The sequence below is a fragment of the Paenibacillus sp. J22P169 genome, assembly GCF_059691995.1.
In genome coordinates this window covers 1,491,604-1,516,372 of record NZ_JCAUAO010000001.1, presented here as the reverse complement: position 1 = coordinate 1,516,372, position 24,769 = coordinate 1,491,604, and the positions used below count along the sequence as shown (strand labels likewise).

The window sequence follows — 24,769 nt, the reverse complement described above, 5'->3', positions numbered from 1 at the left end:
AGACCTCCTTAGGGTTCATATTGACAAGGGAGAAGCTATGAAAAGCGACTTTACTACATTGCACCAAAACTGGGGAAATAATTCGGATTCGGGAAATGAAATTATTTCCTGGGTAAGCGCAAAATGTGAGCGTTATTATGAAGATTCGACATTAATTGTCAGACAATTTTGAATAAAATAACTATTAGCTGAATGTTGCTCAATCTTACACATGTTTCCAAAATAAAAGTGGACAAATTAACTGATTATTCTTAAGCTAGAGAGGATAGTTTTTTTGGCATGTTTAGACAAAAAAACATCTTCATGGGGGATGACAAATGAATAAAATAAAGAGCTTTTATATGTTAGCGGCATTAACAATCGTAATTTCCGGTTGTAGTACAACCAAAGCGACAACGTCTAAAACGAGTACTTTTACACCTACGTTAGAGGTCTCATATGTTGTTAAAGACGATACCGTAACCTTGGATCTGACAACTGATCTGAAGTTATCGAAGGAACATTATGATCAACAACGTGTGCAAGGTGAAGGTCATGTTCATATATCGTTAGACAAAGGTGAGAAGATCGTTGTCACAACGAAGCAAAAGGTATTGGATCATTTAAGCAAAGGGCCGCATGAAGTGAAGGTCTCTTTACATAATAACGACCACACGCCATACGACGTTAGTAAAACAGTCACGTTCGATGTGAAGTAGGTGTGTCGATGTCTTCTCGTCAAAAGAAACTTAGCTTGCAGAAACGTATTGTTTTCCTCGTCACAGCTGTTACGGCGGGCATGATTTCAACGATGATGGTGTTTGACACCATCAGTCTAAATCAATCGATCCGTGAAGCGTATGTAAGCCAAATTAGCGGCATGACGATTGCGATTAACGGACGGTATGAAGAATCGAGGTCCATTACAGATATCCAGCAGATTTTCGATTACATTCAGTACAAGAATAATCGAGTCTTGGATATGAAGCTATATGATAAACAAGGGAAAGTCTTAGCCGCATCGGATCGAAGCGAAGTAGGAACGATTCTGAATGCAACGAAAGTCGTGATTCCGAACCAAGACAGAACGATCGTAGACCGTATCCCGATGGCGGAGAGTGATAAACCAATCGTACGATTAACCGCACCTCTGCAGGAGGATGGCGCTGTTGTCGGAGCGGTAGAGGTTATTTTCGACTCCTCGGAAGAAGAGTTGCTGCTCAAACAAAGAACGAAGCTCATATTGATCGTAGGACTTTGCATCGCAGTTATTCTCTCAGCGTTATTGTGGCTCATTCTTCGTGTCATTGTTATTCGACCATTAAGCTTGTTACGCGAGGCAGCTGTCATCGTTAAACAGGGTGGAGAACTGCCCAAATTGCAATTCAAGGCATCACCGGAAATTGCCGAGGTTTCAGAAGCTTTCAATGATATGGTAAGTAATTTGGACGAACGTTATCAGGAGCTGCAGCAGGCGCTGACTACCTTGCAGGTTACACAAGATCAGCTGGTTCATTCGGAGAAAATGGGAGCCCTAGGCAATTTAGTTGCCGGTGTGTCGCATGAAATCAACACGCCGATCGGCATTGGTGTAACAGCCATAAGTTACTTGGATCAGAAAACGAAGCAATTTCAATCGTTGTATGAATCAGGGAAGATGAAGAAATCCGATTTAGAGCAATTTCTTTCCATAGCCCATGAGACGAATGTGATGGTGCAGTCCAATTTGGAGCGTGCTTCTTCTTTAGTGAAAAGCTTTAAGCAAATTTCTGTAGATCAAAGTGTGGAAATGAAGCGAACCTTCCTTTTCAAAGAATATGTAGAGGGTATTAGTGCAAGCTTGAAGCCAGTACTTAAGAAAACACATATTCATTTGGATGTCATCTGCGATGATCGACTTCAGTTGTACACGTATCCAGGTGCACTTTCTCAAATCATTACGAATTTAGTCATGAATTCCCTGAATCATGCTTACGATGCAGAGGATGAAGGTAACTTGTGTATCCGTGTTTTCGATTATCCCGATCATATTCTGCTTGCCTACTCCGATGATGGCAAAGGAATGACGGAGGACGTGCTGGATCATATTTTTGATCCTTTCTTCACCACAAGCCGCGGACAAGGTGGGACAGGTTTAGGAATGAATATCGTTTATAATCTCGTAAAAGAATCCTTAAAAGGAACGATTCATTGTTCAAGCGTACGGGGGCGAGGCAGCTTATTTACGATTACAATCCCCAAAGAGGAGGAAGCTGAGATATGACAAAGGAAGTGGAGTCTGTCGATCAGGATGAGCTTCTTTTTGCTGCAGAGGAAGACGGTGAAATAGCGCATCTAAGAACTGTGGAACAAGACCCGTGGATTGTACTTATTGTGGATGACGAGAAGCAAATACATCAAGTAACGAAAATGGTCTTGCATGATTTTGAATTTGCAGGCAGGAAGTTGGAGTTTCATAGCGCATTCTCAGCGTTGGAAGCCAAACGACTATTGAGAGAGCATCCGCAAACGGCCCTTGTATTGTTAGACGTTGTTATGGAATACGAGGACGCTGGTTTGCAGATTGTTAAATATATTCGTGAAGAATTAAACAATCAAGCCGTACGCATTATTTTGCGGACAGGCCAGCCGGGTCAAGCGCCAGAGCGAACGGTCATTATGGATTATGACATCAATGATTATAAAGAAAAGACAGAGCTGACATCGCAGAAGTTGTTTACCACAGTAGTCACAGCGCTTCGCTCTTTTCGTGATATCAAAACGATTGAGAAAAGCAGAATCGGCTTGGAGGAAATCATTAAGTCATCGGCCACTTTATTTGAGTTACAATCCATGAAGAAGTTTGCATCTGGCGTGCTGACTCAAATGACCTCCATTGTTAATTTACATAAGAATGCCATACATTGCAGCTTCGCCGTGACGAAGGGTATTGAGGATATTTATATTCTCGCAGCCAGTGGAGATTATGCAGCGAACCAAGATGCTAGAGCCCGTGATGTGGTTCCTGTGGAGGTTCTTGAAGAAATTGAGCTGGCCTTTCAAACCCGCAAGAGCAGCTTTGCTGCGGATCGATTCGTCATCTATTTCCAGAGCAAGATGGGAATGGAAAACGTGATTTATATGAATGGGTTTAATGCCCTTAGCGAATGGGAGCATTACCTCGTTGATATTTATTGCGCGAACGTGTCAGTTGCTTTCGAGAATATTTATCTGAATAACGAGCTTGAGAGCACGCAGCAGGAAATCATATATACGATGGGTGAGATCACGGAGACGCGCTCTCAGGAAACCGGTCATCATGTGAAAAGAGTCGCTGAATATTCGCGCTTACTAGCACTGAAGTATGGCTTGTCTGAGCAAGAAGCCGAAATCATTCGATTAGCAACGCCTATGCATGATGTAGGCAAAGTGGGAATACCAGATGCCATTCTTAATAAACCGGGCTCATTAACTACCGAAGAATTTGAAATCATGAAAACTCATTCTCATTTAGGCTATGAAATGCTCAAGCATTCGAATAAGAAAGTGCTGCATGCCGCGGCGATTATTGCACATCAGCATCATGAACGATTCGATGGGTCAGGTTATCCACAAGGATTAAGTGGGGAAAACATTCATCTGTATGGTCGCATTACAGCTTTAGCTGATGTTTTTGATGCACTATGCAGCGATCGTGTATATAAGAAGGCTTGGGAATTAGATCGCGTGTTGGATTTATTGAAGTTAGAACGAGGAAAGCATTTTGACCCTGTTATTGTTGATCTATTTCTAAGTAACCTGGACGAATTTATCGCCATTAAAGAAATGTATAAAGAAAATCGTTAATCACCTTAAGAAATTCAGCTGACTGGCATAAGATAAGGATCACCTTCTCATACTACGGTTGAGATGATGGAGGTGAAAGGAATGCCAAAAGGTAATCGACCTGATAAGAAAAATAATCAACAAAATGCCGCGCATTTCACGGAAGAGGCGCAGACACTAAAGAGTCAAAAAGCGGCTGAATTTCCGCCAAGCTTAAATAACATTAGTAAGAACAAATCTTAATTCTTTCATGCGGGCTAACCCTTGTTCTTAGGAACAGGGGTTTTTGGCAATTATAGGAACATACAAGGAATTAAGGTCTGGAAAGTTGACGTACACGTTAAATTTCGGCAAAAATACGGTTGAACTGGGATTTCCCCTAATTTGTCTTAGAAAGTAGAAGGAAATCTTCATCTTTGTCTCATTTTCGAAGAAAGAAGCCCGTTTCTTTTAATTTACAATTCCTGTATGCTAGAAAGGGGCTTGAGACAGACAGAAAGAAGGTGTCACCATGGAAGGAATTGGACTCGTACTGGAAGGCGGAGGTATGCGAGGGGTATACACCGCAGGAGTCTTGGAATACTTTATGGAGCAGGATTTATATTTCCCCTATGTGGTGGGTGTTTCAGCAGGGGCATGCAATGCCGTTTCATATATTTCTAAACAACCTGGTCGTAATAAGAAAGTAACGATTGGCTATATCGCGGATCACCGTTATTTAAGCTATCGCAATTTATTGCGCAGCAAAAGCATATTTGGTATGGATTTTATCTTTAATGAGCTGCCGAACCGGCTAGTGCCATTTGATTATGACACGTTTTATGCCTCTTCACAGCAGTTTGCGATTGGCACAACAGATGCGCATACAGGGGAGCCGATTTATTTCACGAAGCATGAGCTGCAGCAGCAAACGATGCCAATCGTGCAAGCTTCTAGTTCGTTGCCATTTGTAGCTACACCCATTCATTATGAAGGCAGAACCTTATTTGATGGCGGATTGGTCGATCCGATCCCCGTTCAGAAATCGGTTGCCGACGGCAATAAAAAACATATTATTGTATTGACTAAGGAGCTTGGTTACCGCAAACGTCCGTTCAAGCAGCGCTGGTTGGCGAAGAGCTTCTATCCCAAATATAACGGTTTAGTGGATGTGCTTGTGAATCGAAGCGAGATTTACAATAATACGTTAGAAACGATTGAACGCATGGAAGCAGATGGAAGTGCGTTCATCATACGACCATCAACCAAAGTGGAAGTTGGAAGGATGGAGAAGGACCCGCGCAAGCTGGAGAAATTACATGAGCTTGGCTATGAAGATGCGAAGAAGCTAGGGCAGCAGTTAAAAGATTGGTTAATCCACTAGGAGGTTGTAAGTAGTGAGCGAAGGGAAGCAAAAGGTTAAGCCATTTTTAATGTTTGAAGGTAAGGCCGAGGAAGCAATGAATTTCTATACCTCGCTATTTGATCAATCGGAGATCGTTAGTATTCAGCGCTATGGTCCCGAAGGACCTGGACCTGAAGGAAGTGTTGTGAAAGCGACCTTCTCTATTCATGGGCAACAAATTATGTGTAGTGACAGTCCGGTTAAGCACGCTTTTACCTTTACACCTTCGATATCCTTGTTTGTAACTTGCGATACGGTCGAGGAAATTAATCGTGTCTTTGAATCGTTATCGCAAGACGGCAAAGTCTATATGGGCTTAGATGCTTACCCTTTTAGCGAAAGATTCGGTTGGGTAGGCGATCGCTTCGGCGTAACTTGGCAGTTAAGTCTTGTCAGATAGCTTCGAGATCATTTGTGAGGTATAGGTTTGCATTTTGTCGAAACATGCGGTATGGTAGAAACTAACCAAATAAGAACCCACGGGAGCTTGAGAAGTCAGGCTGAGATTGTGACCGTCTTTGTCACTAACCGTTTATCTGATCTGGGTAATGCCAGCGTAGAGAACTCATATAAATGCACATCCATCGGTCATATCGTTTGGACATATCATTTTCTACACGTGGCGCTCCCGGATAATATCGGGGGCTTTTTCTTATGGTTGCAACAAGAGACGCGGAGAGGGGAAAGAAGAGTATGAAATGGAACAAAATAGCACCGCTTGTACTCGTTAGTTTTACAGTCTTAATGGCAGGCTGCGGCAACGACACAGGAAAATCGGGACAACCGACAGAGGGAGCCAAAAAGTTAACCGATGTGAAAGTTGTCCTAGACTGGACGCCGAACACAAATCACACAGGCTTGTATGTTGCAAAGGATCAAGGTTTTTTTGAACAAGAGGGTCTGAACGTTCAGATTATTTCACCAGGTGAAGGCGGAGCAGATACGATGATCGCTTCTGGCGCTGCAGAGTTTGGTGTGAGCTATCAAGAAAGCATTACGCAAGGCCGTATTCAAGGTGTGCCGTTAGTCTCGATTGCAGCAGTTATTCAACATAATACATCTGGCTTTGCTTCACCGGTTGCGAAGAATATCAAAACACCGAAAGATTTCGAGAACAAATCGTACGGCGGTTGGGGAGCCCCTGCTGAAAGTGCGATGATTGATTCATTAATGCAAGCAGAGAAAGCAGATCCGTCGAAGGTGAAAATGCTCAATATCGGTGATGCCGACTATTTTACAGCGGTCAAACGCGATATCGATTTTGCTTGGATTTATTACGCTTGGACGGGCGTAGATGCAGAACTACGTGGTGAGCCGCTCAACATGATTTATTTGAACAAATATTCGGATAAACTGGATTACTATACGCCGGTTTTGGCGACAAATGAGAAGATGATCTCATCGAAGCCGGAAATCGTGAAAGCTTTCGTTGCCGCAGCGTCCAAAGGGTATCAATTCGCCATATCGAAGCCGGAAGATGCGGCTAATATCTTGCTAAAAGCTGTTCCTGATCTAGATCCTAAGCTAGTTGTTGCCAGTCAAAAATGGTTAAGCCCTCGCTATCAGGACGATGCTGCACGTTGGGGTGAGCAAAAGAAATCCGTGTGGGAAAATTACGCTGCATGGATGCTGGACCACAAGCTTTTGGAGAAAAAGCTAGATGTGGACGCGGCATTTACGAATACATTTTTACCTGACAGTAAGAAATAATTCCGTGCTCGAAAAGAGGAGGATTTCATAATGGCTAATGCACTTGTCAGCATTCAAATTATTCCGAAAACGGTGAATGGCGAAGACGTCATTCCTTATGTTGACCGAGCGATTGAAGTGATCGCGAAGTCAGGTGTTAAATATTTCGTATCCCCACTGGAGACGACGATGGAAGGCGAACTTGATCAACTCTTGTTGATTATCCAAGATATGAATACGGCCATGATTGACATGGGCAGCCCGAACGTCATTTCTCAGGTGAAAATTTACTTTAATCCGTCGGGAGCCTCGATGGACAAGCTAACGGAGAAATACAGATAATGAACATCCATCGCTGGATCAAAGCAGGATGGCCGCCACTTGTGGTAGTCATCCTTCTGTTGTTTATTTGGCAGGTTGCCGTTACCTGGGGAGGCACTGCAGATTGGCTGCTTCCTAGTCCGCTCAAAATATGGCGAGACGGTACCACAGATATGCCGCGTGTGTGGATGCATATGTGGGCTACCGTTCGTTTGATGTGCATTGGCTTTAGTGTGGGAGCTCTTGGGGGTGTGCTTGTAGCTAGCGTATTACATAGGCTGCCATTCGTTAAAGCGGGTTTCTATCCGCTGCTTATCCTATCTCAAAATATCCCGGTCATTGCACTGGGTCCGCTATTAATTATTTTATTTGGATTTGGCCTTTTACCTAAACTTATACTGATTTCACTTGTTTGTTTCTTCCCTGTGACGATGTCCACGTTAGATGGCTTTATGCAGACGGATCGCAGCATGTACAACTACATGCAAATGATTGGTGCATCGAAACGCCAAATTTTCTATAAATTAGAGTTGCCTCATGCACTGCCATTTCTGTTTACAGGACTCAAAATATCAGCCACCTACAGTGTCATGGGCGCTGTAATCGCTGAATGGCTAGGCGGAAATGTAGGGTTAGGCTATTATATGATCTTACAAAAATCAGCATTTCGAGCAGATCGCGAGTTTGTTGCCATCGGGATCATTGTGATCCTGAGTTTACTCTTTTTCTGGCTGATTGCAGGGCTTGAGAAGCTCGTCATTCGTTGGAACGTCAAACGTTCGTAGGAGAGGAGGGGCAGTCATTATGAGTAAATTGAAGCTTACAGGAATCCACCATGCGTTCACAGGTAAAAAAAGCAATGTTTCCGTACTTGCAGATATTCATCTACATGTCGAGCAAGGGGAGTTTGTTTCCATTATCGGACCCTCTGGCAGTGGTAAGAGTACCTTATTCCATATCATTGGCGGACTCGTTCAGCCGACAGCTGGAGATGTATGGCTGGATGGCGAGAAGGTGACAGGAAAAAAGGGGCTAATTTCCTACATGCCGCAGCAACCTGCTCTATTTCCGTGGCGCTCCATTGAGGAAAATGTGGCGCTTGGGAACGAAGTGGCAGGAGCGACACGCAACACGGCAATCGCCAAAGCGAGAGAATGGCTGCCCAAAGTCGGCTTAGGCGGTTATGAAAGAGAGCTCCCACATGTGCTTTCGGGCGGGATGCAGCAGCGGGTTTCATTTCTACGAGCCTTATTAAGTCCACAAGAGCTTATGTGCTTAGATGAGCCTTTCGGCTCGTTAGATGCCTTAACGCGGCTGGATATGCAGGCGTGGTTGATTAACATATGGGAGCAAAACAAACGATCCATCTTATTTGTCACACATAGTATTGAGGAAGCGCTCTTCCTTTCCGATCGTATCTATGTATTGTCTAATAAGCCAGCTGTGATCTTGGAAGAGCTGAAGGTGCCATTTGCAAGACCTCGACGTGAAGATGTGCAACAGGATCCAACGTTTCTAGCATTAAGACAACATATTCAAGGACTATTGCGACGGGAGAAAACTAGTTATGCTGGCCATTGATGCGCATATTCATCTTGATCTGTATTCGGAAGCGTCGGCAAAGGCGATTATTGCGGATTTGGAAGCTTCACAGGTGCAGGCATTGATCGCGGTATCCAGACATCTGGATTCCTGCAAAGCGACGAAGCAATTGCAACGACTAGCCCAGGATCGCATATTTGCGGCTTATGGGTTTCATCCAGAGCAGGAATTGCCCACAGAAACGCAGTTGGAGGCATTAATTGGTTGGATGAATGAGCACGCAAGTGAAATGATCGCGGTTGGCGAAATTGGGCTGCCTTATTACACGCGACAAGAAGTGGAAGCAGCGGGCCAAGCGTTTGACTTAGCGCCCTATATTCAACTGCTGGAGCGTTTCTTGCGGCTTGCTGCCGAGTGGGACAAGCCTGTTGTGCTTCATGCGGTATATGAAGATGCCGAGATCGCATGTGACCTGCTAGCGAAATATGAGCTTAAGAGGGCGCATTTCCATTGGTTCAAGGGATCAGAAGAAACGGTTGAACGTATGATTGAGGCTGGTTATTCGATTTCGATTACACCTGATGTTCTCTATGAGGAAGAAATTCGCAAGCTTGTTCGCGATTATCCTTTAGAGCTTATGATGGTTGAAACAGATGGGCCATGGCCGTTTGAGGGGCCATTCGCAGGTGCAGAAACGCATCCCCGTATGATTCACGCCGTCATTGAGCAAATTGCTGAGTTAAAGGGAAAAGCTGTGCCAGAAACAGCAGAGGTTCTATTTCAAAACACTCACCGTTTCTATCAGTTGTCTTGAGGTCTTCACGAAATCCAACTGGACAAGTGTTCGCCTTCGCTTTATAATGAAATAGAACACATGTTCGATATTCGGATGAGGTGAAAGAATAACATGACAAACCGATGCGGTTGGGTCAACGAAGACCCTTTATATCAAGATTACCATGACCATGAGTGGGGAGTTCCCGTACATGATGATCGCGTCTTGTTTGAGATGCTGAATTTGGAAGGCGCTCAAGCTGGTTTAAGCTGGTATACGATTTTGAAGAAGCGAGACAACTACAGGGAAGCGTTCGATGGGTTTGATCCGCATGTCATCGTGAACTACGATGAAGCGCAGCTGCAGGATTTACTCCAAAATCCTGGCATTGTGCGCAATCGCTTGAAAATTGCTTCCGTTGTTCAAAATGCTAAGGCTTTTCTGAAGGTACAACAAGAGTTTGGTACGTTCGATTCGTACATCTGGAGCTTCGTAGGCGGAGAACCGATTAAGAATCAATGGGAAGACAGTCGTCAATTACCTGCCAAAACGGTCATTTCTGATCGTATGAGTAAGGATTTAAAGAAGCGTGGATTCAAATTCGTGGGATCAACGATTTGTTATGCCTATATGCAGGCTGTCGGTATGGTGAATGATCACACACAAACTTGTTTCCGTTATCATAACGAATAGCGTGTAGGTAAACATAAGGCCATCTGAAGGACGAATTGTCCGAATCAGATGGCCTTATTGTGCTTCAATTGGCATGTTGGAGTTGTTTCTCAATTAAATTGGCTTTGATCATATAAATCCGCTTGCGGATGTAGAAATCATAGACAGCACCTGTAAGTTCTTTAGGTTTAATGCGGTTGTTCGTGTCGTTATCTATGATTGTCACCGACCCATCGTCATAGAACTTGAATGTGTAGTCGGCATAATAGGAGTGAGCTTCGTCAAGCAAGGCATCGATCTGTTCAGGCAGAAGATGGTCAGTGTCACACAATGCCTTCTGGTACCAATAATCTCTCTCGATAAAACGGAAATTGTGACTGTGGTTCATCATGTTAACAACCTCCTCATCTAATTGGAACATTTGTTCTTGTTTTCATTATAGCAAACAAGTGTTCGTAATGGAAGAGGAATCTTTGAAAAAAGGAAATATTTTCATAGATTTAACAAAAGAAAGAACCACCAATCGCTAGGATTAGTGGCTCTGGCCAGAAACAATATGTTTGGTAATGGAAAGTCCGTGCAATCGGCCTGTTTCGATGAAGATCTCGTTTGCATCATATTTGGAAGAAGCGACTACACCTGCCACATATAAGCCGGGAATGTTCGTTTCCATCGTATCAGGATTGACCAAAGGGGCGTTCGTTTCTTCATGAAACTGGACACCAATATCCGTAAGCAGGAACCGATCCGGCCGAAAGCCGGTTAAGGCAAGAACGAAGTCATTCTCCAGAGTGACGTGTTCGCTTCCTTTTCGCACGAGAACAGCTTGTTCGTCAATTCGTTCTACCTGAGCGTCGAACCACATTTGGATGCGCCCTTTTTTCACCATACTTTCAAATAACGGACGAACCCACGGTTTAATATTGGCGGAGAAATCTTTCCCTCGATAGACTACAGTCACGTCAGCACCAACTCGGAGTAAATCCATGGCAGCATCGACAGCTGAGTTGTTGCCGCCGATGATCGCGACTTTGGCTCCAGCATAAGGATGTGCTTCCTTGTAATAGTGAGTCGTTTTCGGAAGCTCCTCTCCAGGAATACCCAGCATATTCGGATGATCGAAGTAGCCTGTAGCAACAACGACCTTAAGCGTATCGTAAGTGGCTTTGTTGCCAAATTGATCGGAAGTATGAACCCTAAATCCAGCTTCAACCTGTTCAATTTGAACCGCTTCCTCATAAGAACGAATACGCAGCTTTTCTCGGCGAGCGACTTCACGATAGTAAACCAAGGCCTCTTGACGGTAAGGTTTCTCATGCGGAGTTGTAAATGAGTAGCCGCCAATCTCAAGCAGCTCTGGTGTGCTGAAAAATTGCAAATATGTAGGATATAAATAAATGGCATTCACAATACAGCTTTTCTCTATAAGTAAAGGTGACAAACCTGCGCGCTCTAAGGCAACGGCTGCCGATAACCCGCAAGGTCCTGCACCAATAACGATCACTTGTTCCAAAGTAACAACCTCCTCATATCCATTTTCCTTAGTCTATAGTAGCGCACACGGTAGGAGATGCCAAGTTCGATTACCTCAGTAAATAAGTCAAAATAACGAAAATAGAGCAGCCACCGGCTCCTAGGAAGGAACGAGATGACTGCTCTATATGTATGAAACCGACTATTTTTGGTTCAGCTGATTTTCTTCATTGTCTTCACTAATATCGTCCTTGGCCAGGTTGATGGAACTCGTGCTTGGCGCGTTTTCCAACGTATCATTAACGAAAGCCATATCTTGATTCTCCGCATTCATATTCGCTGTTCCCGTATAGTTGCCTTCATGTTTCTTGTTTTCCATTGGAGCACTTCCTTCTCTTCTGATTTACAGTACTTCGTTAATATGCGCTTTCGAGAAGGATTTTATTCCCTTTTTAGGCATGAAGAGGTAGTAAGATGAGACCTTATAGTTCCTGACAACAAAATCCGCTATAATAAGCGAAGATGACATGGAGAGGAGAGAAATTCAGATGAATGCGACAAGTATTAAACATATGGTGGTTTTCAAGCTTCATACTGGTAAAGATAACTTGAACGCGGAGCACTTCCTGAAGATCAGTGCAGATGAGTTGATGACAATACCTGGTGTTGAGCAATTTGAAGTACTCCGTCAAGTGAGCCCGAAAGCGGATTATGACTACGGGTTTTCGATGGTTTTTGCCAATCAAGCTGCTTATGACGCCTATAATATTCACCCTGTACATACCCAATATGTAGCTGAGCGTTGGTTAAAAGAAGTGAGCTCTTTCCAAGAAATCGATTTTCAAGTATTCGAGAAATAGGAGAGCGTACCTATGAAAGTTTTAAAATTACCCAAAGAAGAAAAAGACGCGCTTATCAGCGATTTGCAGGAGCACTTGGATATAGAGCTGGGTGTGACGGTTGGTCAAATTGCAGCAGAGCAATTGATTGATTATATGCTTCAGCAGCTAGCGGCACCGATTTATAATCAAGCCATCGAGGACGCACTAAAAGGTGTAAGAGACCGGATGGCCGTGCTAGAGGATGATCTTTACGCGATGAAAGTTACGAAGCTAACGCGTAGATAGGCACCTTAGTGTTACAACCTGATTGGAGTGGGAACGTGTAATGAAGAAGTCGGAAGAGCTTTTTGATGTGTTTGATTCGAAAAAGAATTGGCTTGGCGTGGCGCCTCGCTCTGAGGTTCATGCCAAGGGGCTATGGCATCAGACCTTCCAATGCTGGATTGTCAGCTTGGAAGAGAACGAGCCGAAGCTTCTGCTTCAGTTAAGGCATCCTGACAAAGATTTGTTCCCAGATCTATTGGATATCTCTTGTGCAGGACATCTTGCTGCTGGTGAAACCGTCGAAGAGGGGACCCGGGAGCTGGAGGAAGAGTTAGGACTCACCGTCGCATTTGAGAACTTAATCCCCTGTGGTGTATTTGCGGAGGATGATCTGATTTCGGACAAGCTTATGGATCGTGAGTTCTGCCATGTATTCATCTATCGCTGCGATCAAGCGTTGAAAAGCTACGTACTGCAACCAGATGAGGTGAGCGGACTATTTGCGGTGACCATTTCTGATTTTAAACTACTTATTAGCGGTGAACGGTTAGAAATTGCAGCAAGTGGTTTTAAAAGGGGAGTGAACGGCGAATACGTAGATCTAGAATGGCCGATTTCGCTGAACGCAGTGGTTCCTCATCCTGCGGCATATTTCGAACTTCTTTTTCAGAAGTTGGAGGAACAAGGTTGGAAATGAGGACGTGTAAATGAAAAAGAACCGAATCAGATGAACTGTTCGGTTCTTGCAGTGCGAAGCTTTTTTAAACGAAATAAGCATTCGCAATGTACACATATGCGATGTAACACACGATGGAGAGACCAATGCAGGTGATTCCCCATGCGATTTTTTGCTTAAACAATAGCAAGAATCCAGCACTGAAGGCGGATCCCATGATAAGCATTGAAATAAAAGTTAGTACACCCATGGAAATGTATCTCCTTACCCTTTGTTTACGTAATCACGGACCATATCCTCAGTTACAAGGGAACGGAGTGGAGAAATACCTTTTTGGGCATGGGCGATAATTTGGGCCGTAATGGCGTTGATCGCATCAACGTTAAAAGGCAGCCCGCGTTTGCACAAATCGACAGCCGCGTCAATGGCGTGCTCTCGCTGCGCATCAAGCTCAGCAAATCGAACGAGATGCAGATGCTGTGCATTCGAATGTTTGGAAATCGCTTCATGTACATTCATGTTAAACTTCTCCTTTAGTGACTAGATTGTCTTCTAGTATACACGATTGAAAAGCGAAGGAACAGGTTTCCAAACAGAAAACAGATGAACAAATCGTGATCATTCCATCATTGGATGAATATGTCATCGCATTAATTAGAAGGTAGGCTCGGAGTGAACCCCATGAATGTGTTACCAATTACCGCAGTAATTCCGCAATTAATAAATACTTTGCAAGAACGAACTTGCGCCATTGTTGTTGCTCAGCCTGGCGCGGGCAAAACGACGCAGGTGCCATTAGCGCTTCTGGAGGCCGCATGGCTGCAAGGCCAAAAAATTCTCATGTTGGAGCCTAGAAGACTGGCAGCTCGCGCCGCAGCACGTTACATGTCGAGGCTGTTAGGTGAGGAAGTCGGTCAGACAATAGGATATCGTGTGAAAAATGATACTCGCGTTGGACCCAAGACTCGGATTGAAGTGATCACTGAAGGTGTTCTGACTCGCATGCTGCAGCAAGATCCTGCGCTGGATGGGGTGGGCATCGTCATATTTGATGAATTTCATGAGCGAAGCTTGCATGCAGACATCGGACTTGCGTTGTCTCGTCAATCACAAATGCTGATTCGTGATGATTTAAGAATACTACTGATGTCCGCAACCTTGGAAGCAAAGGAGATTTCTGCATTATTGGATGATGCGCCGATTATTGAGAGTGAAGGCCGAACCTATCCAGTTGAGACGTATTATCTTCAACAAAAAGTTTCAGGGAGAATAGAGAATGCGGTAATAGCAAGTGTGGGGCAGGCGCTGCGTGAGCATGCTGGAAGCTTGCTTGTTTTCCTTCCAGGAGCAGCAGAAATTCATCGTGTTGCGAATGGACTTGCCGGATTGCGATTAGGTCAAGAAGTAGAAATCGCACCTTTGTATGCGAATCTTTCTATAGAAGCACAAGACCAAGCGCTATCAGCCGTCCGTACGCCAGGCCATCGCAAAGTCGTGCTCGCCACCTCGATCGCGGAGACCAGCTTGACGGTCGAAGGGATCACGGTTGTGATTGACTGCGGCCTCATGCGTGTGCCGCGTTTCTCTACCCGCACCGGCATGACCCGTCTGACGACGGTGCCGGTGTCGATCGCCTCTGCGGATCAGCGCAGAGGCCGGGCAGGGCGTCTCGGTCCAGGCGTGTGTTACCGCCTGTGGACCGAGACCGAGCATCGGCAGCTCCCGCCGAGCTCTACGCCCGAGATCCGCGAAGCTGATCTCGCCCCGCTGGCGCTGGAGCTTGCCGCCTGGGGCGCGCCAGACCCCGCTGCGCTGGTCTGGCTAGACCCACCGCCTGCTGCTGCGTATCAGCAGGCGAGGGAACTGCTCGTGCAGCTAGGCGCGCTGCACGAGAACGGGAGCCTAACGCCGCACGGCAAGCGTGTCGCGGCGTTAGGCTTGCACCCGCGGCTTGCGCACATGGTGCTGCAAGCCATCCCGCTTGAGCTCGGCGCGCTGGCGTGCGAGCTCGCGGTCATGCTGAGCGAGCGCGATTTCATGCGCGCTGCAGAGAGAGATGCGGATGTACGCAGCCGCATCGAAGTGCTCTGGCGCGCGCTGCGAGGCGACGCGCGCGAGGGTGTGGACCTTGGCCTTTGCCGCCGCATCGCGGCGGAGGCCAAGGTCTTGATGCAGTCGCTCGGCGTGCAGCCGAGCGAGGGCCGTGCAGAGGCGAGCGGGTTACTGCTCGCCTTCGCCTACCCCGACCGCGTCGCACAGCGGCGGTCGGCGGGGCGGTTTACGCTAGCGAACGGCCGCGGGGCCGTGCTGCCGGAGCTGCAGCCGCTCTCGAATGAGCGGTATCTCGTCGCAGCGGAGCTGGACGATAGCGGCATCGAGAGCCGGATCTATCTCGCTGCTCCTCTGGAGGAGGAGCAGCTGATCACCGCTTTTGAAGCTCACATCCGCAAGGAACAGGTTGTAGAGTGGGATAGTGAAGTTGGTTCCGTGAGAGCAAGAGAACGCTGGCAGCTCGGTGCGCTTACACTCAAAGATAAACCGCTTCAGGAGCCTAATCCTGATCTGGTCTTGCAAGCTTTGATTGCTGGGATACGTTCGGAATCCTTAGATGTACTGCCTTGGACACGATCAGCGCGTCAGCTTCAGGAACGCAGCATTTTTTTACACCGTTTTACGGAAAATTGGCCTGATCTTCGCGACGAAACACTACTTGAAACCCTTGAAGAGTGGGCTGGCCCACATCTGTATGGCGTGAAAAGCAAAGGCGCCTTGAGCCGGCTTAACTTGACAAGCCTATTAGAGGAAATGCTAACATGGGAGCAGCGCCGTTCGTTAGATGAATGGGCGCCTACACACATTCAAGTGCCGAGTGGGTCGCGCATCCCCGTTGACTATAGTAATATGGAGTCACCAACGTTATCAGTGCGTTTGCAAGAGATGTTTGGATTGGCAGATACCCCACGAATAGCCAAGGGAAGGGTGCCTCTAACCTTGCATTTGTTATCGCCGGCACACCGGCCGATGCAGGTGACGAAGGATTTGGCGAGCTTTTGGCGAGAGGCATACTTCGAAGTAAAAAAAGATCTCAAAGGCCGCTATCCCAAGCATTACTGGCCTGATGATCCCATGGCGGCGATTCCGACGAATCGAGCGAAGCCTAGAACCTAATCACATTCATCCGAGAAGGGAACGGAGCAAGTCATGAGTATTCACGCTGATACTGCAGGCATCGTTATATATGTTTCAGCTGGATTTGCAACGGCGTCTAATTTTCTAGATGACTTTGCGGCTAAGCTTGCTTCGCGATATGAGCAAGTTGGCAAACATGTGCGTGTTCATGTTCACTTTCCATATGGCGATTGGGATCGCTCGAAGCGAGGCCAGTTGCAGGAAATCATACGTGATATGTGGCACAATGCCCATAGGAAGAAATCGGTTCATGGCGGTAAAAGCTTGCTGCAATTCGTCTTATCTACAATGGAGCAGGGAAAAAAGCTGCTTTTCATCGGCCATAGCGCTGGAGCCATAGCCTCTATCTTGGCAGCCAATGAGCTTGAACGTCGCGGCTGCGACATCCTTGGTGTGATCCAAATTGGATCCCCGAAGTGTGCGATTCCGTTATCATTAAAGCACAAAGTGCTGTATGTGCATGCGACAAATCAGCTTAATCAAACGCGAGATCTGGTTCCACGTCTTGGCACCTGGGGAGGGTGGAGTCGGATAGGCTTAGGTCTGCGCAAATGGAATCGCATGAAACATGCTCCTGTCCATTTTCATATGCTCCCCATCATTGGCGGGCATGCGGATTATTTTCGAGACCATCCTCCGTACATATGGCAAGAGGCAACGAATTTACAAACAACCATGCACACCATTTGGACATGGCTGCAAACAATTGAAAAGGATGTTGAACATGATTGAAATTTTGAAAGCAAGTATGGAACACAGCAAAGAAGATGGTTACCTCGGACATGTTGAGTTTAAAGTCGAAGGCCATGAGCATCCGTATGAAATCACCCTTCAAAGCCCTAAAGGCAAAAACGACTGGAGCTATGCTCTTCACTTTCTGCGCGAATCCGGCAAAGAAGAGGATATCGAGGCGGTCGAGGAATTATTAGAGGAAGATGAGTGGTTTGATCTGCTTGTAAACGCGGCGCGGGAAGCTGTGGCGAAGTAAATTCAAACGAACCTCACCAAGGTTAGCTAAGTCATCGCCGCGCTGGTATGCGCGGCTTATTGTCGTTATCGTTTAATTTGAAAATGCTGTAAAAATCGTTGAATAAATAGGTTGGATACTTGAGCATTTTTATCCACCCCTGAACGTACCCATCCTAGTTGAATCGGCACTTGCTCCACATCCTCGATCTCGAGCATAACCAGATTTCCACTCAAGGCATAGGGACTATCAAAAAAAGAAAAATCATAACCAATTGTTGCTGCTAGGTTTTCTTTCAAAGCCGTAGCTATCGCATTTGGATTATTGCTCCTAAATAAAATCGGTAGTGCACCATAATGTTCAGAAAAGTCATGCAGAAAATCATGAAGATAGGCTTCATCATACAAAGCGAAAGAGCATTTCTGCATGTCAGCAGGCGTGATTCTCTTTTTGGCAGCGAGCGGGGAGTTCTTCCAAACCCCGACAACGATTTTCCCCTTCCAAATACAATCGAAGCTCAATCCTGCCTCAATTGATGACTCACCTCTTAGCCCGACCAATCCTAAATCAATGTTGTTTTGTCTAATTTCTTGCAAGATAATATCGGAAGAACCCTCAATAATGCGGAAAGACACATCGGGGTAATCATTTTTAAAGCTGGAAACAGTTCTCACAAGTGAGCTCATTACCCCTGGTAGGGACGCTACTCGCAATTCTGCTTGCATCATTTGTGATAATCGCAATACTCTTTCCTTCATTTCCTGCAGTTTAGTTACGACTTCCAACGCAGTTTGAATGATGCTCATGCCCTCTTTCGTAGGCACAACACCTGAACGCGAACGATTAAAAATCGGAAGTCCAAGCTCCGACTCCAAACTAGCAATCGACTGACTAACGGCAGATTGTGTTACGTTTAGATTGCTTGCAGCCATCGTAAGGGATTTCGTTTTTGCGACTTCAATTATGTAGTGCATCTGTTCTAATTTCATAAATTCGCTCCTTCATAACATTAGTATAACTAATCATAAAGTAAATAACATTAATTTTATTTATTTTAATGCGTAAGTTATACTAGTTTTGCAGCGCATGTATGACTCTCTAGTTCATATATTGTGGCTTGCTACATGATTACTAAAAGGAGATTTGAATCATGAGACTACTAGGAAAAACAGCAATCGTGACAGGTGGAGCAAGTGGAATTGGCAAGGCAACCGTCAAAAAGTTTTTAGAACAAGGCGCAAAAGTCGTCTTTACCGATATCAACGAGCAACTCGGCAATCAGACGTTAGATGAATTCAAAGCGATCTCGGAAGAGGTTGTTTTTATAAAGCATGATGTTCAAAAGGAAGCGGACTGGAGTGTAGTCGTTAACACAACAATTGGAAAATTCGGAACTGTTGATATTTTGTTCAATAATGCCGGCATTTATAGCACGAAACCTGTTACTGACTATGCGGTAGAAGAATGGCAAACCGTACTAGGAATTAACGTCATCGGCGTGTTTTTAGGTATGAAGCATGTGGTGCCAACGATGGTTGCTCAAATGACCGGCTCGATTATTAACACTTCATCGGTTGCAGGCATTAAAGGAGGCGCGGATACTACCCTATACGGTGCGAGCAAAGGCGCAGTTCGTATTATGTCAAAGGACTTGGCAAAAGAAGTTGCAACGCACCAAGTACGCGTCAACTCCATTCATCCTGGCGTCATTCAAACGCAAATGGGCGATGCGGTCGCTTCTGGGAAACAAGTAACAACAACGCAACTGGCAGCAGGCATTCCACTGAATAGAGTCGGAACACCAGAAGAAGTCGCTGATTTGGTTGTGTTTCTTGCTTCCGACGAATCCAGCTTTATCACCGGTACAGAGATGGTCATCGACGGCGGTATGACCGCTTAATAGATTGGAATGAAAAAATATCTGATGTGGAGGTAATGTCAAATGAGACTCGAAAATAAAGTAGCCATTATTACTGGTGGTGGCAGCGGGATTGGCAGAGAAACTTGTCTGAAATTTGCACAAGAGGGTGCCAAAGTTGTGGTAGCCGACTACAACGAAACAACAGGTTTAGAAACGGTTGAGATGATTAAGGCTTTGGGAGCAGCAGCTTCCTTTAAAAAGGCTGATGTTGGCGAATTCGAACAAGTTGAAGCTCTGGTCGATTTTGCCGTAACCACGTATGGAAGACTTGATGTGATGTTTAATAACGCAGGGATTGGAGCCGCTGCGCCACTATTGCAGCACACGCCCGACTTGTATCATAAAGTAACTCGAATCAATCAAGACGGTGTTTATTATGGGATTTTGGCAGCAGGTCGGAAAATGCAAGAACTTGGTCATGGAGGTACCATTATCAACACAGCATCGGTTATGGGGTTTCTTGCTACGACGAATGCATTCGGGTATAACGTTGCAAAAGCTGCCGTTGTTATGATGTCCCAAGTAGCAGCACTCGAGCTAGCTCCTTACAATATTCGAGTTGTTGGCGTTGCTCCTGGATTTGTCCACACGAATATTGTTAAAGGTTTAAAAGATCGAGGTATGGAAGATCCGATCGCACAAAAACATATGCACGGCGAATTTTTGAATGCAGATCAAATCGCCGATACCGTATTATTCCTCGCGTCTGACGCGGCAAGCGGGATCAATGGAAGTACCATTAAAGTAGATGACGGGTATGCTTCTTTCAAATAGACTCGAAAAATGTGGGGACATCGCATCAACTGCAATAGCGATCATGACTTGCCTTGTTCATAAGTTAAAGGAAAGTGATTCGGTTGGAGATGCTATTGACAAGTTAATCAAATATCGGATTAGTGGTTTGCCAATCGTTAACGACTACAATGAAATCATTGGTTTTATAAGTGATGGGGATATTCTCAGAATGATTGGCAAACATAAACTTAAAGTAATCGATACTGGTTTCTTTATGACACATTATTTTGAAAATGGCGAACCCTTTGGATTTCGTTGTGATCACATAAGACATGTGAACATCATGAAAATTGCCAAGCGTAAAGTGATTAAGGTGCAGTCGGATACCGACATCGAAGAAGTCTCTGAGATCCTAGCTCATAAGCAGATAAAAAAAGTGCCTGTTGAACGTGACGGAGTTCTCGTTGGCATTATTAGTCGTGGTGATATCCTACGTCATATCTATGCAGAGAACCTTGCTTGAGAAGTGCCGACCTTAAAAAACCGTGCTTCCTAGCACGGTTTTTTGTTTAATATTAAGCTGCTATTCTGCCAAAACAGTAGTTACATGCCTAAACTCGCCAAATTCTTCTTAGTTTTAACGAGCTTCCCATGAGGATGAACTATCATTGATTGTTACTATTTCATAAAATCATTTTACAACTGACATTATTTGAAAATTGTTAGTAAGCTAAATTCGTGAGGAGTATAGTGGTGCCAGCAATTTAGGTAAGAATTGAAAGTGCCCTCATCCAAACCGCTTCAAAATCAAAACCGCATTATGCCCGCCAAACCCAAACGAGCTCGAAAACTCGTACTCCAGTTCGCGCGCGGATACAGTCGGATACCGACATCGATGAGTTCTCTCGATCCAAGCGCGGTTTTTTTATTTTCAAGCTGCTGTTCTGACAAAACAGTAGTTACATGCTGTAAACTCGCCAAATTCTTGTTAGTTTTGACCTGCTTCCTGTGTGGATGAAACTATCATTGATCGATACTATTTCATAGAATCATTTTACAACTGACATTATTTGAAATTTGTTAGTAAGCTAAATTTGTGAGGAGTATAGTGGTGCCAGCTTTTTTGTATATAATTGGGAGTTGTCTCATCCAAACCGCTTCAAAATCAACACCGCATTATGCCCACCAAACCCAAATGAACTTGATAACCCGTACTGTAGAACCGCACGCCTCGCCACATGCGGTACATAATCAAGATCACACTGTGGATCAGGATTGTCCAAATTGATGGTCGGAGGGATGAGGCCGTCCTGCAAGGTTTTGATCAGCGCGACAGCTTCAACACCGCCGGCGGCGCCTAGCATATGACCGATCATCGACTTGTTCGCGCTAATCGGCACATCGTATGCGCCGCGGCCAAGAAGACGTTTGATCGCCAGCGTCTCGGAGAGATCACCCGCGACAGTGCTCGTCGCGTGTGCGTTGATCGTGCTGATCTCCGACGCGTCGATCCCCGCATCAACCAGCGCTTCGCGCATGGCTCGGTAGGCGCCCGAGCCTTCTGGATCGGTCGCCACGATGTGGTAGGCGTCCGAGGTTGATCCATAGCCGACGATCTCGGCATGGATGTGAGCCCCACGTCGCTCCGCATGCTCCAGCGACTCTAGAACAAGCACGCCGGCGCCTTCGGCGGCGACGAATCCGTCGCGCTGCGCGTCGAACGGGCGGCTCGCCTGCTCCGGCGCGTCACAGCGCGTCGACAACGCGGTTGCATTGCCGAAGCCTGCGAGCGCGAGGTCGGTGACCGTCGCTTCGGCGCCTCCGGCAATAACGGCATCTGCGCCTCCGCGCTGGATGAGCTTGAATGCCTCGCCAATCGCATTATTGCCCGTAGCGCAGGCAGTTACAGGAGCCAAGGAAGGCCCTTTCGCACCATACAGGATGCTAACTTGTGCTGCCGCCATATTAGCAATCATCATCGGAACAACAGTTGGACTGACACGGCTTGGCCCTCTGGACAACAGCGTTCGATAGTTGTCCAAGATCGTTTGGATCCCGCCAATACCAGAGCCGATATAGACGCCAACGCGCTCCTCGTTGGAGGCATCAATGACAAGCCCCGCATCATCAATGGCTTGTTTGGCCGCAGCAACCGCGAACTGGCAGTACCGATCCATGCGGCGTACCTCACGCCGTCCAACTGCAGCCTCGGCATCGAAATCCCGAACAATGCCTGCAAAGTTCGTTTTGTAATCCGAGGTGTCGAACTGATCTATTTTAGAAATGCCAGATTGCCCCTTGGTCAAATTCCCCCAAAACGTCTCTACCTGATTTCCTATTGGTGTAATGACTCCCATCCCTGTAATAACCACACGTTTCATATCGTCGTCCTCCTTTTTTATTTAGAATGTCATACTATGTATCCTATTACAAGTTACCGTTTATACTGGTATAATGGCTTCTATGATACTAGGCTGAGGAGGAATCTTGGCATGAACACGAAGGAGAGGCTTCAGGAATTATCCAACTTTCTAATGGCACATCGGTCACGCATTCAGCCGCATGAAGTTGGATTACTAGGCGGAAGCAGGCGGCGTACGCCAGGTTTGCGCCGAGAAGAGGTCGCAACGCTAGCGGGAGTGAGTACGACTTGGTATACCTGGCTGGAACAGGGACGAGACATCAAAATGTCCGTACAAGTACTGGATCGCATTGCATTAGCATTGCAACTTAATGAGGATGAACGGCAGTATTTGTTCATGTTAGCCCTTGAGCAACCAGCGCCAACGAGCTTTGTTAATCAAATACCGACGATCAGTCCGGCTTTAAATCGGATTTTGAAGGAGCTTCATGATTGTCCTACCATTGTGTCCGATCGCAGATGCCATATCGTTGGCTGGAATCAAGCGGCTGCGGCTGTGTTTCTCGATTTTGCTAAGCTTCCGGAGGGGGAGCGCAATATGATTTGGCTGCTTTTTACACGAAAAGAATTGAAAGCACTGGCGGTCAACTGGAGCGACTTTGCAAAAGGCTTCTTGTCGATGTTTCGTTCCTATTATGGACAATACGTGGGGGATAATTGGTATAGTGAATTTATTGAGGAATTGAGTGAGCGGAGCAAGGATTTTCGTGCTTTTTGGAATGAGAGTGATGTCAGTACCGCGCCTGAAGTATTCATTGAATTTCGACATGCTAAGGTGGGGAAAATGTTGTTCGATCTAACAACTTTGCAGGTGCAAGGGCGAACGGATCTGAGATGCAGCGTGTATACCCCGTCGATTGGGTCCGATACAGATACGAAAATTAGACTGCTAATGAGCAAATTAGGCGAATAGCAGCCATTTCGTGCATCAACATCCTCACATACAAATATGTACATACAAGTTGAACGGGTGGTATAATACGTTCACAATCAAAGCCTTGAGGTGAAGTATGAAAGAAAAGCAATTACCGAAATATCAACAATTAAAACAGGAAATTTTGTCCTGGTTACATACGGGAAGGCTCAAGCCTAATGATCAAATGCCTTCCGAAAATGAAATTGCCGAGCAGTTTCAAATGAGTCGGCAGACGGTAAGGCAGACGTTTGGAGAACTGGAGAAGGAAGGTTGGCTTTATCGGATGCAAGGCAAAGGGACCTTCGTCTCTACGCCTCTAACTCAAAAATCACGTGACGTACAAACCATAGGTATCCTGACGACCTATATTTCAGATTATATTTTTCCCCATATTGTTAGGGGGGCAGAGGCTGCACTGCGGGCGAGAGGCTATAGATTGCTGCTTTCTTCAACGGATAATGACAAGGCGAAGGAACGCGAGAGTTTGAATATGATGATGAGTCAGCCGCTGAGTGGACTTATTATTGAGCCAACGAAGAGCGCAGAGGGCAATCCGAATCTTAGTTATTATTTGTCCTTGGATTACCAGCATATCCCTTATCTTATGATCAACGAGCGATACCCTGAGATGAACTGTCCCTCTTTGATTGTGGATGATGAAGAGGGTGGCTTCAAGGCGGCACAGCATTTGATTGAGCTTGGGCATCGGCGGTTGGCGGGCTTTTTCAAAACGGATGATTTACAAGGGGTGAATCGATTAAAAGGTTTTATACGAGCGCATCAACATTACCAGATCCCACTGCTTCCAGAATTCGTTATTCATTATACGACGGAAGAAAAGCGGACAAAGCCTTATCAGAGTGCGATTGCCATGCTTGAACACGGTGCTGTAGAAGATCGTCCAACTGCTTTCGTTTGCTACAATGATGAGCTTGCGATTCACCTTCTTGAAGCTGTACGTACATTTGGCTTGCAGGTGCCACAAGACATCTCGATGATCGGGTTCGATGACTCGAATCTGGCTACGGCAACAGAGGTGAAGTTGACGTCCCTTTCGCATCCCAAAACCGAACTAGGCAGTGATGCAGCGGGTATTCTTATTGATATGATCGAGAATAAGCGTGTTAGCGGCAGTGAAACAGGAAAAGTGTACAAGCCAGAATTAATCATCCGGGAATCAACAATTCGCATTTCTTAA

30 protein-coding genes are annotated in these 24,769 nt (G+C 45.8%); 23 read left to right on the top strand and 7 right to left on the bottom strand.

The genetic code is table 11. The features are described 5' to 3' along the window. Positions 1-317 precede the first annotated feature (317 nt). The 12 genes from AC58QG_RS07145 to AC58QG_RS07090 all read left to right on the top strand — a co-directional run bounded on the left by AC58QG_RS07145 (position 318) and on the right by AC58QG_RS07090 (position 10,187). Positions 318-698 (top strand): hypothetical protein, encoded by a 381-nt coding sequence (locus AC58QG_RS07145; protein ID WP_497361399.1) that lies wholly within the window; start codon positions 318-320, stop codon positions 696-698. 8 nt (positions 699-706) lie between these two features. After that, positions 707-2,242 carry a sensor histidine kinase gene (locus tag AC58QG_RS07140; protein WP_497361398.1) on the top strand — a complete coding sequence of 512 codons (1,536 nt, stop codon included), beginning with the start codon at positions 707-709 and terminating at the stop codon, positions 2,240-2,242. Then, positions 2,239-3,804, top strand: a complete 1,566-nt coding sequence (locus tag AC58QG_RS07135; RefSeq protein ID WP_497361397.1) for a DUF3369 domain-containing protein — start codon at positions 2,239-2,241, stop codon at positions 3,802-3,804. The genes AC58QG_RS07140 and AC58QG_RS07135 overlap by 4 nt, the downstream gene beginning before the upstream one ends. Before the next feature lie 81 nt (positions 3,805-3,885). Further along, positions 3,886-4,026 carry a hypothetical protein gene (locus tag AC58QG_RS07130; protein WP_497361396.1) on the top strand — a complete coding sequence of 47 codons (141 nt, stop codon included), beginning with the start codon at positions 3,886-3,888 and terminating at the stop codon, positions 4,024-4,026. Positions 4,027-4,294: 268 nt separating this feature from the next. Further along, positions 4,295-5,146 (top strand): patatin-like phospholipase family protein, encoded by an 852-nt coding sequence (locus AC58QG_RS07125; RefSeq protein ID WP_497361395.1) that lies wholly within the window; start codon positions 4,295-4,297, stop codon positions 5,144-5,146. Between the two features lie 13 nt (positions 5,147-5,159). Continuing rightward, on the top strand, positions 5,160-5,567 hold the full coding sequence (locus tag AC58QG_RS07120) for a VOC family protein (protein WP_497361394.1): 408 nt from the start codon (positions 5,160-5,162) through the stop codon (positions 5,565-5,567). Positions 5,568-5,860: 293 nt separating this feature from the next. Then, entirely contained in the window at positions 5,861-6,877 is a 1,017-nt protein-coding gene (locus AC58QG_RS07115) for an ABC transporter substrate-binding protein (RefSeq protein WP_497361393.1), read from the top strand. Between the two features lie 30 nt (positions 6,878-6,907). Continuing rightward, positions 6,908-7,198 (top strand): thiamine-binding protein, encoded by a 291-nt coding sequence (locus AC58QG_RS07110; protein ID WP_056621187.1) that lies wholly within the window; start codon positions 6,908-6,910, stop codon positions 7,196-7,198. After that, the gene (locus tag AC58QG_RS07105; RefSeq protein ID WP_497361392.1) at positions 7,198-7,962 is read left to right on the top strand and encodes an ABC transporter permease; all 765 of its coding nucleotides are present in this window, start codon (positions 7,198-7,200) and stop codon (positions 7,960-7,962) included. The genes AC58QG_RS07110 and AC58QG_RS07105 overlap by 1 nt, the downstream gene beginning before the upstream one ends. Before the next feature lie 19 nt (positions 7,963-7,981). Then, the gene (locus AC58QG_RS07100) at positions 7,982-8,758 is read left to right on the top strand and encodes an ABC transporter ATP-binding protein (protein WP_497361391.1); all 777 of its coding nucleotides are present in this window, start codon (positions 7,982-7,984) and stop codon (positions 8,756-8,758) included. Further along, on the top strand, positions 8,745-9,533 hold the full coding sequence (locus tag AC58QG_RS07095) for a TatD family hydrolase (protein WP_497361390.1): 789 nt from the start codon (positions 8,745-8,747) through the stop codon (positions 9,531-9,533). Before AC58QG_RS07100 ends, AC58QG_RS07095 begins: the two co-directional genes overlap by 14 nt. A gap of 93 nt (positions 9,534-9,626) precedes the next feature. Further along, positions 9,627-10,187, top strand: coding sequence for a DNA-3-methyladenine glycosylase I (locus AC58QG_RS07090; RefSeq protein WP_497361389.1), 561 nt, complete (start codon positions 9,627-9,629; stop codon positions 10,185-10,187). 64 nt (positions 10,188-10,251) lie between these two features. On the opposite strand, the gene AC58QG_RS07085 is transcribed toward AC58QG_RS07090, so the two are convergent. The 3 genes from AC58QG_RS07085 to AC58QG_RS07075 form a co-directional block, all read right to left on the bottom strand. Continuing rightward, positions 10,252-10,557: a hypothetical protein gene (locus AC58QG_RS07085; protein ID WP_497361388.1), complete on the bottom strand. Its 306-nt coding sequence runs from the start codon at positions 10,555-10,557 to the stop codon at positions 10,252-10,254. A gap of 141 nt (positions 10,558-10,698) precedes the next feature. Beyond that, the gene (locus AC58QG_RS07080; protein WP_497361386.1) at positions 10,699-11,679 is read right to left on the bottom strand and encodes a YpdA family putative bacillithiol disulfide reductase; all 981 of its coding nucleotides are present in this window, start codon (positions 11,677-11,679) and stop codon (positions 10,699-10,701) included. Positions 11,680-11,841: 162 nt separating this feature from the next. Further along, positions 11,842-12,018: a hypothetical protein gene (locus tag AC58QG_RS07075; protein ID WP_497361385.1), complete on the bottom strand. Its 177-nt coding sequence runs from the start codon at positions 12,016-12,018 to the stop codon at positions 11,842-11,844. A 169-nt stretch (positions 12,019-12,187) separates the two neighbouring features. On the opposite strand from AC58QG_RS07075, the gene AC58QG_RS07070 reads away from it, so the two are divergent. The 3 genes from AC58QG_RS07070 to AC58QG_RS07060 are packed head-to-tail and all read left to right on the top strand — an operon-like array spanning position 12,188 to position 13,442. Next, complete coding sequence (locus AC58QG_RS07070) at positions 12,188-12,499, top strand: Dabb family protein (RefSeq protein WP_497361384.1); 312 nt, start codon at positions 12,188-12,190, stop codon at positions 12,497-12,499. 12 nt (positions 12,500-12,511) lie between these two features. Then, entirely contained in the window at positions 12,512-12,766 is a 255-nt protein-coding gene (locus tag AC58QG_RS07065; RefSeq protein WP_497361383.1) for a DUF2164 domain-containing protein, read from the top strand. Positions 12,767-12,806: 40 nt separating this feature from the next. Next, a complete protein-coding gene (locus tag AC58QG_RS07060; protein ID WP_497361382.1) occupies positions 12,807-13,442 on the top strand; it encodes an NUDIX hydrolase in 636 nt (211 codons plus the stop codon). A gap of 64 nt (positions 13,443-13,506) precedes the next feature. Here AC58QG_RS07060 and AC58QG_RS07055 read toward each other — a convergent pair whose 3' ends face one another. Together AC58QG_RS07055 and AC58QG_RS07050 are read right to left on the bottom strand one after the other, a co-directional pair. After that, entirely contained in the window at positions 13,507-13,671 is a 165-nt protein-coding gene (locus AC58QG_RS07055; protein WP_477592817.1) for a hypothetical protein, read from the bottom strand. A gap of 14 nt (positions 13,672-13,685) precedes the next feature. Then, complete coding sequence (locus AC58QG_RS07050) at positions 13,686-13,940, bottom strand: YpbS family protein (RefSeq protein ID WP_497361381.1); 255 nt, start codon at positions 13,938-13,940, stop codon at positions 13,686-13,688. Between the two features lie 162 nt (positions 13,941-14,102). Here AC58QG_RS07050 and hrpB point away from each other — a divergent pair, with 162 nt between their 5' ends. The 3 genes from hrpB to AC58QG_RS07035 are packed head-to-tail and all read left to right on the top strand — an operon-like array spanning position 14,103 to position 17,598. Further along, positions 14,103-16,589 (top strand): ATP-dependent helicase HrpB, encoded by a 2,487-nt coding sequence (gene hrpB / locus AC58QG_RS07045; protein ID WP_497361380.1) that lies wholly within the window; start codon positions 14,103-14,105, stop codon positions 16,587-16,589. A 33-nt stretch (positions 16,590-16,622) separates the two neighbouring features. Beyond that, entirely contained in the window at positions 16,623-17,342 is a 720-nt protein-coding gene (locus AC58QG_RS07040) for a lipase family protein (RefSeq protein WP_497361379.1), read from the top strand. Continuing rightward, positions 17,335-17,598 carry a hypothetical protein gene (locus AC58QG_RS07035; protein ID WP_497361378.1) on the top strand — a complete coding sequence of 88 codons (264 nt, stop codon included), beginning with the start codon at positions 17,335-17,337 and terminating at the stop codon, positions 17,596-17,598. Before AC58QG_RS07040 ends, AC58QG_RS07035 begins: the two co-directional genes overlap by 8 nt. A 65-nt stretch (positions 17,599-17,663) precedes the next feature. Here AC58QG_RS07035 and AC58QG_RS07030 read toward each other — a convergent pair whose 3' ends face one another. Beyond that, the gene (locus AC58QG_RS07030) at positions 17,664-18,566 is read right to left on the bottom strand and encodes a LysR family transcriptional regulator (protein WP_497361377.1); all 903 of its coding nucleotides are present in this window, start codon (positions 18,564-18,566) and stop codon (positions 17,664-17,666) included. A gap of 161 nt (positions 18,567-18,727) precedes the next feature. Between AC58QG_RS07030 and AC58QG_RS07025 the strand changes: the two genes are divergently transcribed. The 3 genes from AC58QG_RS07025 to AC58QG_RS07015 are packed head-to-tail and all read left to right on the top strand — an operon-like array spanning position 18,728 to position 20,756. Then, entirely contained in the window at positions 18,728-19,477 is a 750-nt protein-coding gene (locus tag AC58QG_RS07025; RefSeq protein ID WP_497361376.1) for an SDR family NAD(P)-dependent oxidoreductase, read from the top strand. A 42-nt stretch (positions 19,478-19,519) separates the two neighbouring features. Further along, positions 19,520-20,272: an SDR family NAD(P)-dependent oxidoreductase gene (locus AC58QG_RS07020; RefSeq protein ID WP_497361375.1), complete on the top strand. Its 753-nt coding sequence runs from the start codon at positions 19,520-19,522 to the stop codon at positions 20,270-20,272. Then, entirely contained in the window at positions 20,247-20,756 is a 510-nt protein-coding gene (locus AC58QG_RS07015) for a CBS domain-containing protein (protein WP_497361374.1), read from the top strand. Before AC58QG_RS07020 ends, AC58QG_RS07015 begins: the two co-directional genes overlap by 26 nt. 622 nt (positions 20,757-21,378) lie before the next feature. Here AC58QG_RS07015 and fabF read toward each other — a convergent pair. Then, entirely contained in the window at positions 21,379-22,614 is a 1,236-nt protein-coding gene (gene fabF / locus AC58QG_RS07010; protein ID WP_497361373.1) for a beta-ketoacyl-ACP synthase II, read from the bottom strand. Between the two features lie 111 nt (positions 22,615-22,725). Here fabF and AC58QG_RS07005 point away from each other — a divergent pair, with 111 nt between their 5' ends. Together AC58QG_RS07005 and AC58QG_RS07000 are read left to right on the top strand one after the other, a co-directional pair. After that, on the top strand, positions 22,726-23,568 hold the full coding sequence (locus AC58QG_RS07005; RefSeq protein WP_497361372.1) for a helix-turn-helix transcriptional regulator: 843 nt from the start codon (positions 22,726-22,728) through the stop codon (positions 23,566-23,568). A 97-nt stretch (positions 23,569-23,665) separates the two neighbouring features. Beyond that, positions 23,666-24,769 carry a GntR family transcriptional regulator gene (locus tag AC58QG_RS07000; protein WP_497361371.1) on the top strand — a complete coding sequence of 368 codons (1,104 nt, stop codon included), beginning with the start codon at positions 23,666-23,668 and terminating at the stop codon, positions 24,767-24,769.

What these genes read in the sequence shown, in the direction of transcription:
- AC58QG_RS07065 (WP_497361383.1), top strand. Translation starts at nt 12,512, where the DNA reads ATGAAAGTTTTAAAATTACCCAAAGAAGAAAAAGACGCGCTTATCAGC.
- AC58QG_RS07125 (WP_497361395.1), top strand. Translation starts at nt 4,295, where the DNA reads ATGGAAGGAATTGGACTCGTACTGGAAGGCGGAGGTATGCGAGGGGTA.
- AC58QG_RS07110 (WP_056621187.1), top strand. Translation starts at nt 6,908, where the DNA reads ATGGCTAATGCACTTGTCAGCATTCAAATTATTCCGAAAACGGTGAAT.
- AC58QG_RS07050 (WP_497361381.1), bottom strand. Translation starts at nt 13,940, where the DNA reads ATGAATGTACATGAAGCGATTTCCAAACATTCGAATGCACAGCATCTG.
- AC58QG_RS07115 (WP_497361393.1), top strand. Translation starts at nt 5,861, where the DNA reads ATGAAATGGAACAAAATAGCACCGCTTGTACTCGTTAGTTTTACAGTC.
- AC58QG_RS07000 (WP_497361371.1), top strand. Translation starts at nt 23,666, where the DNA reads ATGAAAGAAAAGCAATTACCGAAATATCAACAATTAAAACAGGAAATT.
- AC58QG_RS07145 (WP_497361399.1), top strand. Translation starts at nt 318, where the DNA reads ATGAATAAAATAAAGAGCTTTTATATGTTAGCGGCATTAACAATCGTA.
- AC58QG_RS07140 (WP_497361398.1), top strand. Translation starts at nt 707, where the DNA reads ATGTCTTCTCGTCAAAAGAAACTTAGCTTGCAGAAACGTATTGTTTTC.
- AC58QG_RS07055 (WP_477592817.1), bottom strand. Translation starts at nt 13,671, where the DNA reads ATGGGTGTACTAACTTTTATTTCAATGCTTATCATGGGATCCGCCTTC.
- AC58QG_RS07105 (WP_497361392.1), top strand. Translation starts at nt 7,198, where the DNA reads ATGAACATCCATCGCTGGATCAAAGCAGGATGGCCGCCACTTGTGGTA.
- AC58QG_RS07100 (WP_497361391.1), top strand. Translation starts at nt 7,982, where the DNA reads ATGAGTAAATTGAAGCTTACAGGAATCCACCATGCGTTCACAGGTAAA.
- AC58QG_RS07035 (WP_497361378.1), top strand. Translation starts at nt 17,335, where the DNA reads ATGATTGAAATTTTGAAAGCAAGTATGGAACACAGCAAAGAAGATGGT.
- fabF (WP_497361373.1), bottom strand. Translation starts at nt 22,614, where the DNA reads ATGAAACGTGTGGTTATTACAGGGATGGGAGTCATTACACCAATAGGA.
- AC58QG_RS07020 (WP_497361375.1), top strand. Translation starts at nt 19,520, where the DNA reads ATGAGACTCGAAAATAAAGTAGCCATTATTACTGGTGGTGGCAGCGGG.
- AC58QG_RS07130 (WP_497361396.1), top strand. Translation starts at nt 3,886, where the DNA reads ATGCCAAAAGGTAATCGACCTGATAAGAAAAATAATCAACAAAATGCC.
- AC58QG_RS07040 (WP_497361379.1), top strand. Translation starts at nt 16,623, where the DNA reads ATGAGTATTCACGCTGATACTGCAGGCATCGTTATATATGTTTCAGCT.
- AC58QG_RS07015 (WP_497361374.1), top strand. Translation starts at nt 20,247, where the DNA reads ATGACGGGTATGCTTCTTTCAAATAGACTCGAAAAATGTGGGGACATC.
- AC58QG_RS07085 (WP_497361388.1), bottom strand. Translation starts at nt 10,557, where the DNA reads ATGATGAACCACAGTCACAATTTCCGTTTTATCGAGAGAGATTATTGG.
- AC58QG_RS07025 (WP_497361376.1), top strand. Translation starts at nt 18,728, where the DNA reads ATGAGACTACTAGGAAAAACAGCAATCGTGACAGGTGGAGCAAGTGGA.
- AC58QG_RS07135 (WP_497361397.1), top strand. Translation starts at nt 2,239, where the DNA reads ATGACAAAGGAAGTGGAGTCTGTCGATCAGGATGAGCTTCTTTTTGCT.
- AC58QG_RS07005 (WP_497361372.1), top strand. Translation starts at nt 22,726, where the DNA reads ATGAACACGAAGGAGAGGCTTCAGGAATTATCCAACTTTCTAATGGCA.
- AC58QG_RS07060 (WP_497361382.1), top strand. Translation starts at nt 12,807, where the DNA reads ATGAAGAAGTCGGAAGAGCTTTTTGATGTGTTTGATTCGAAAAAGAAT.
- hrpB (WP_497361380.1), top strand. Translation starts at nt 14,103, where the DNA reads ATGAATGTGTTACCAATTACCGCAGTAATTCCGCAATTAATAAATACT.
- AC58QG_RS07090 (WP_497361389.1), top strand. Translation starts at nt 9,627, where the DNA reads ATGACAAACCGATGCGGTTGGGTCAACGAAGACCCTTTATATCAAGAT.
- AC58QG_RS07070 (WP_497361384.1), top strand. Translation starts at nt 12,188, where the DNA reads ATGAATGCGACAAGTATTAAACATATGGTGGTTTTCAAGCTTCATACT.
- AC58QG_RS07030 (WP_497361377.1), bottom strand. Translation starts at nt 18,566, where the DNA reads ATGAAATTAGAACAGATGCACTACATAATTGAAGTCGCAAAAACGAAA.
- AC58QG_RS07095 (WP_497361390.1), top strand. Translation starts at nt 8,745, where the DNA reads ATGCTGGCCATTGATGCGCATATTCATCTTGATCTGTATTCGGAAGCG.
- AC58QG_RS07075 (WP_497361385.1), bottom strand. Translation starts at nt 12,018, where the DNA reads ATGGAAAACAAGAAACATGAAGGCAACTATACGGGAACAGCGAATATG.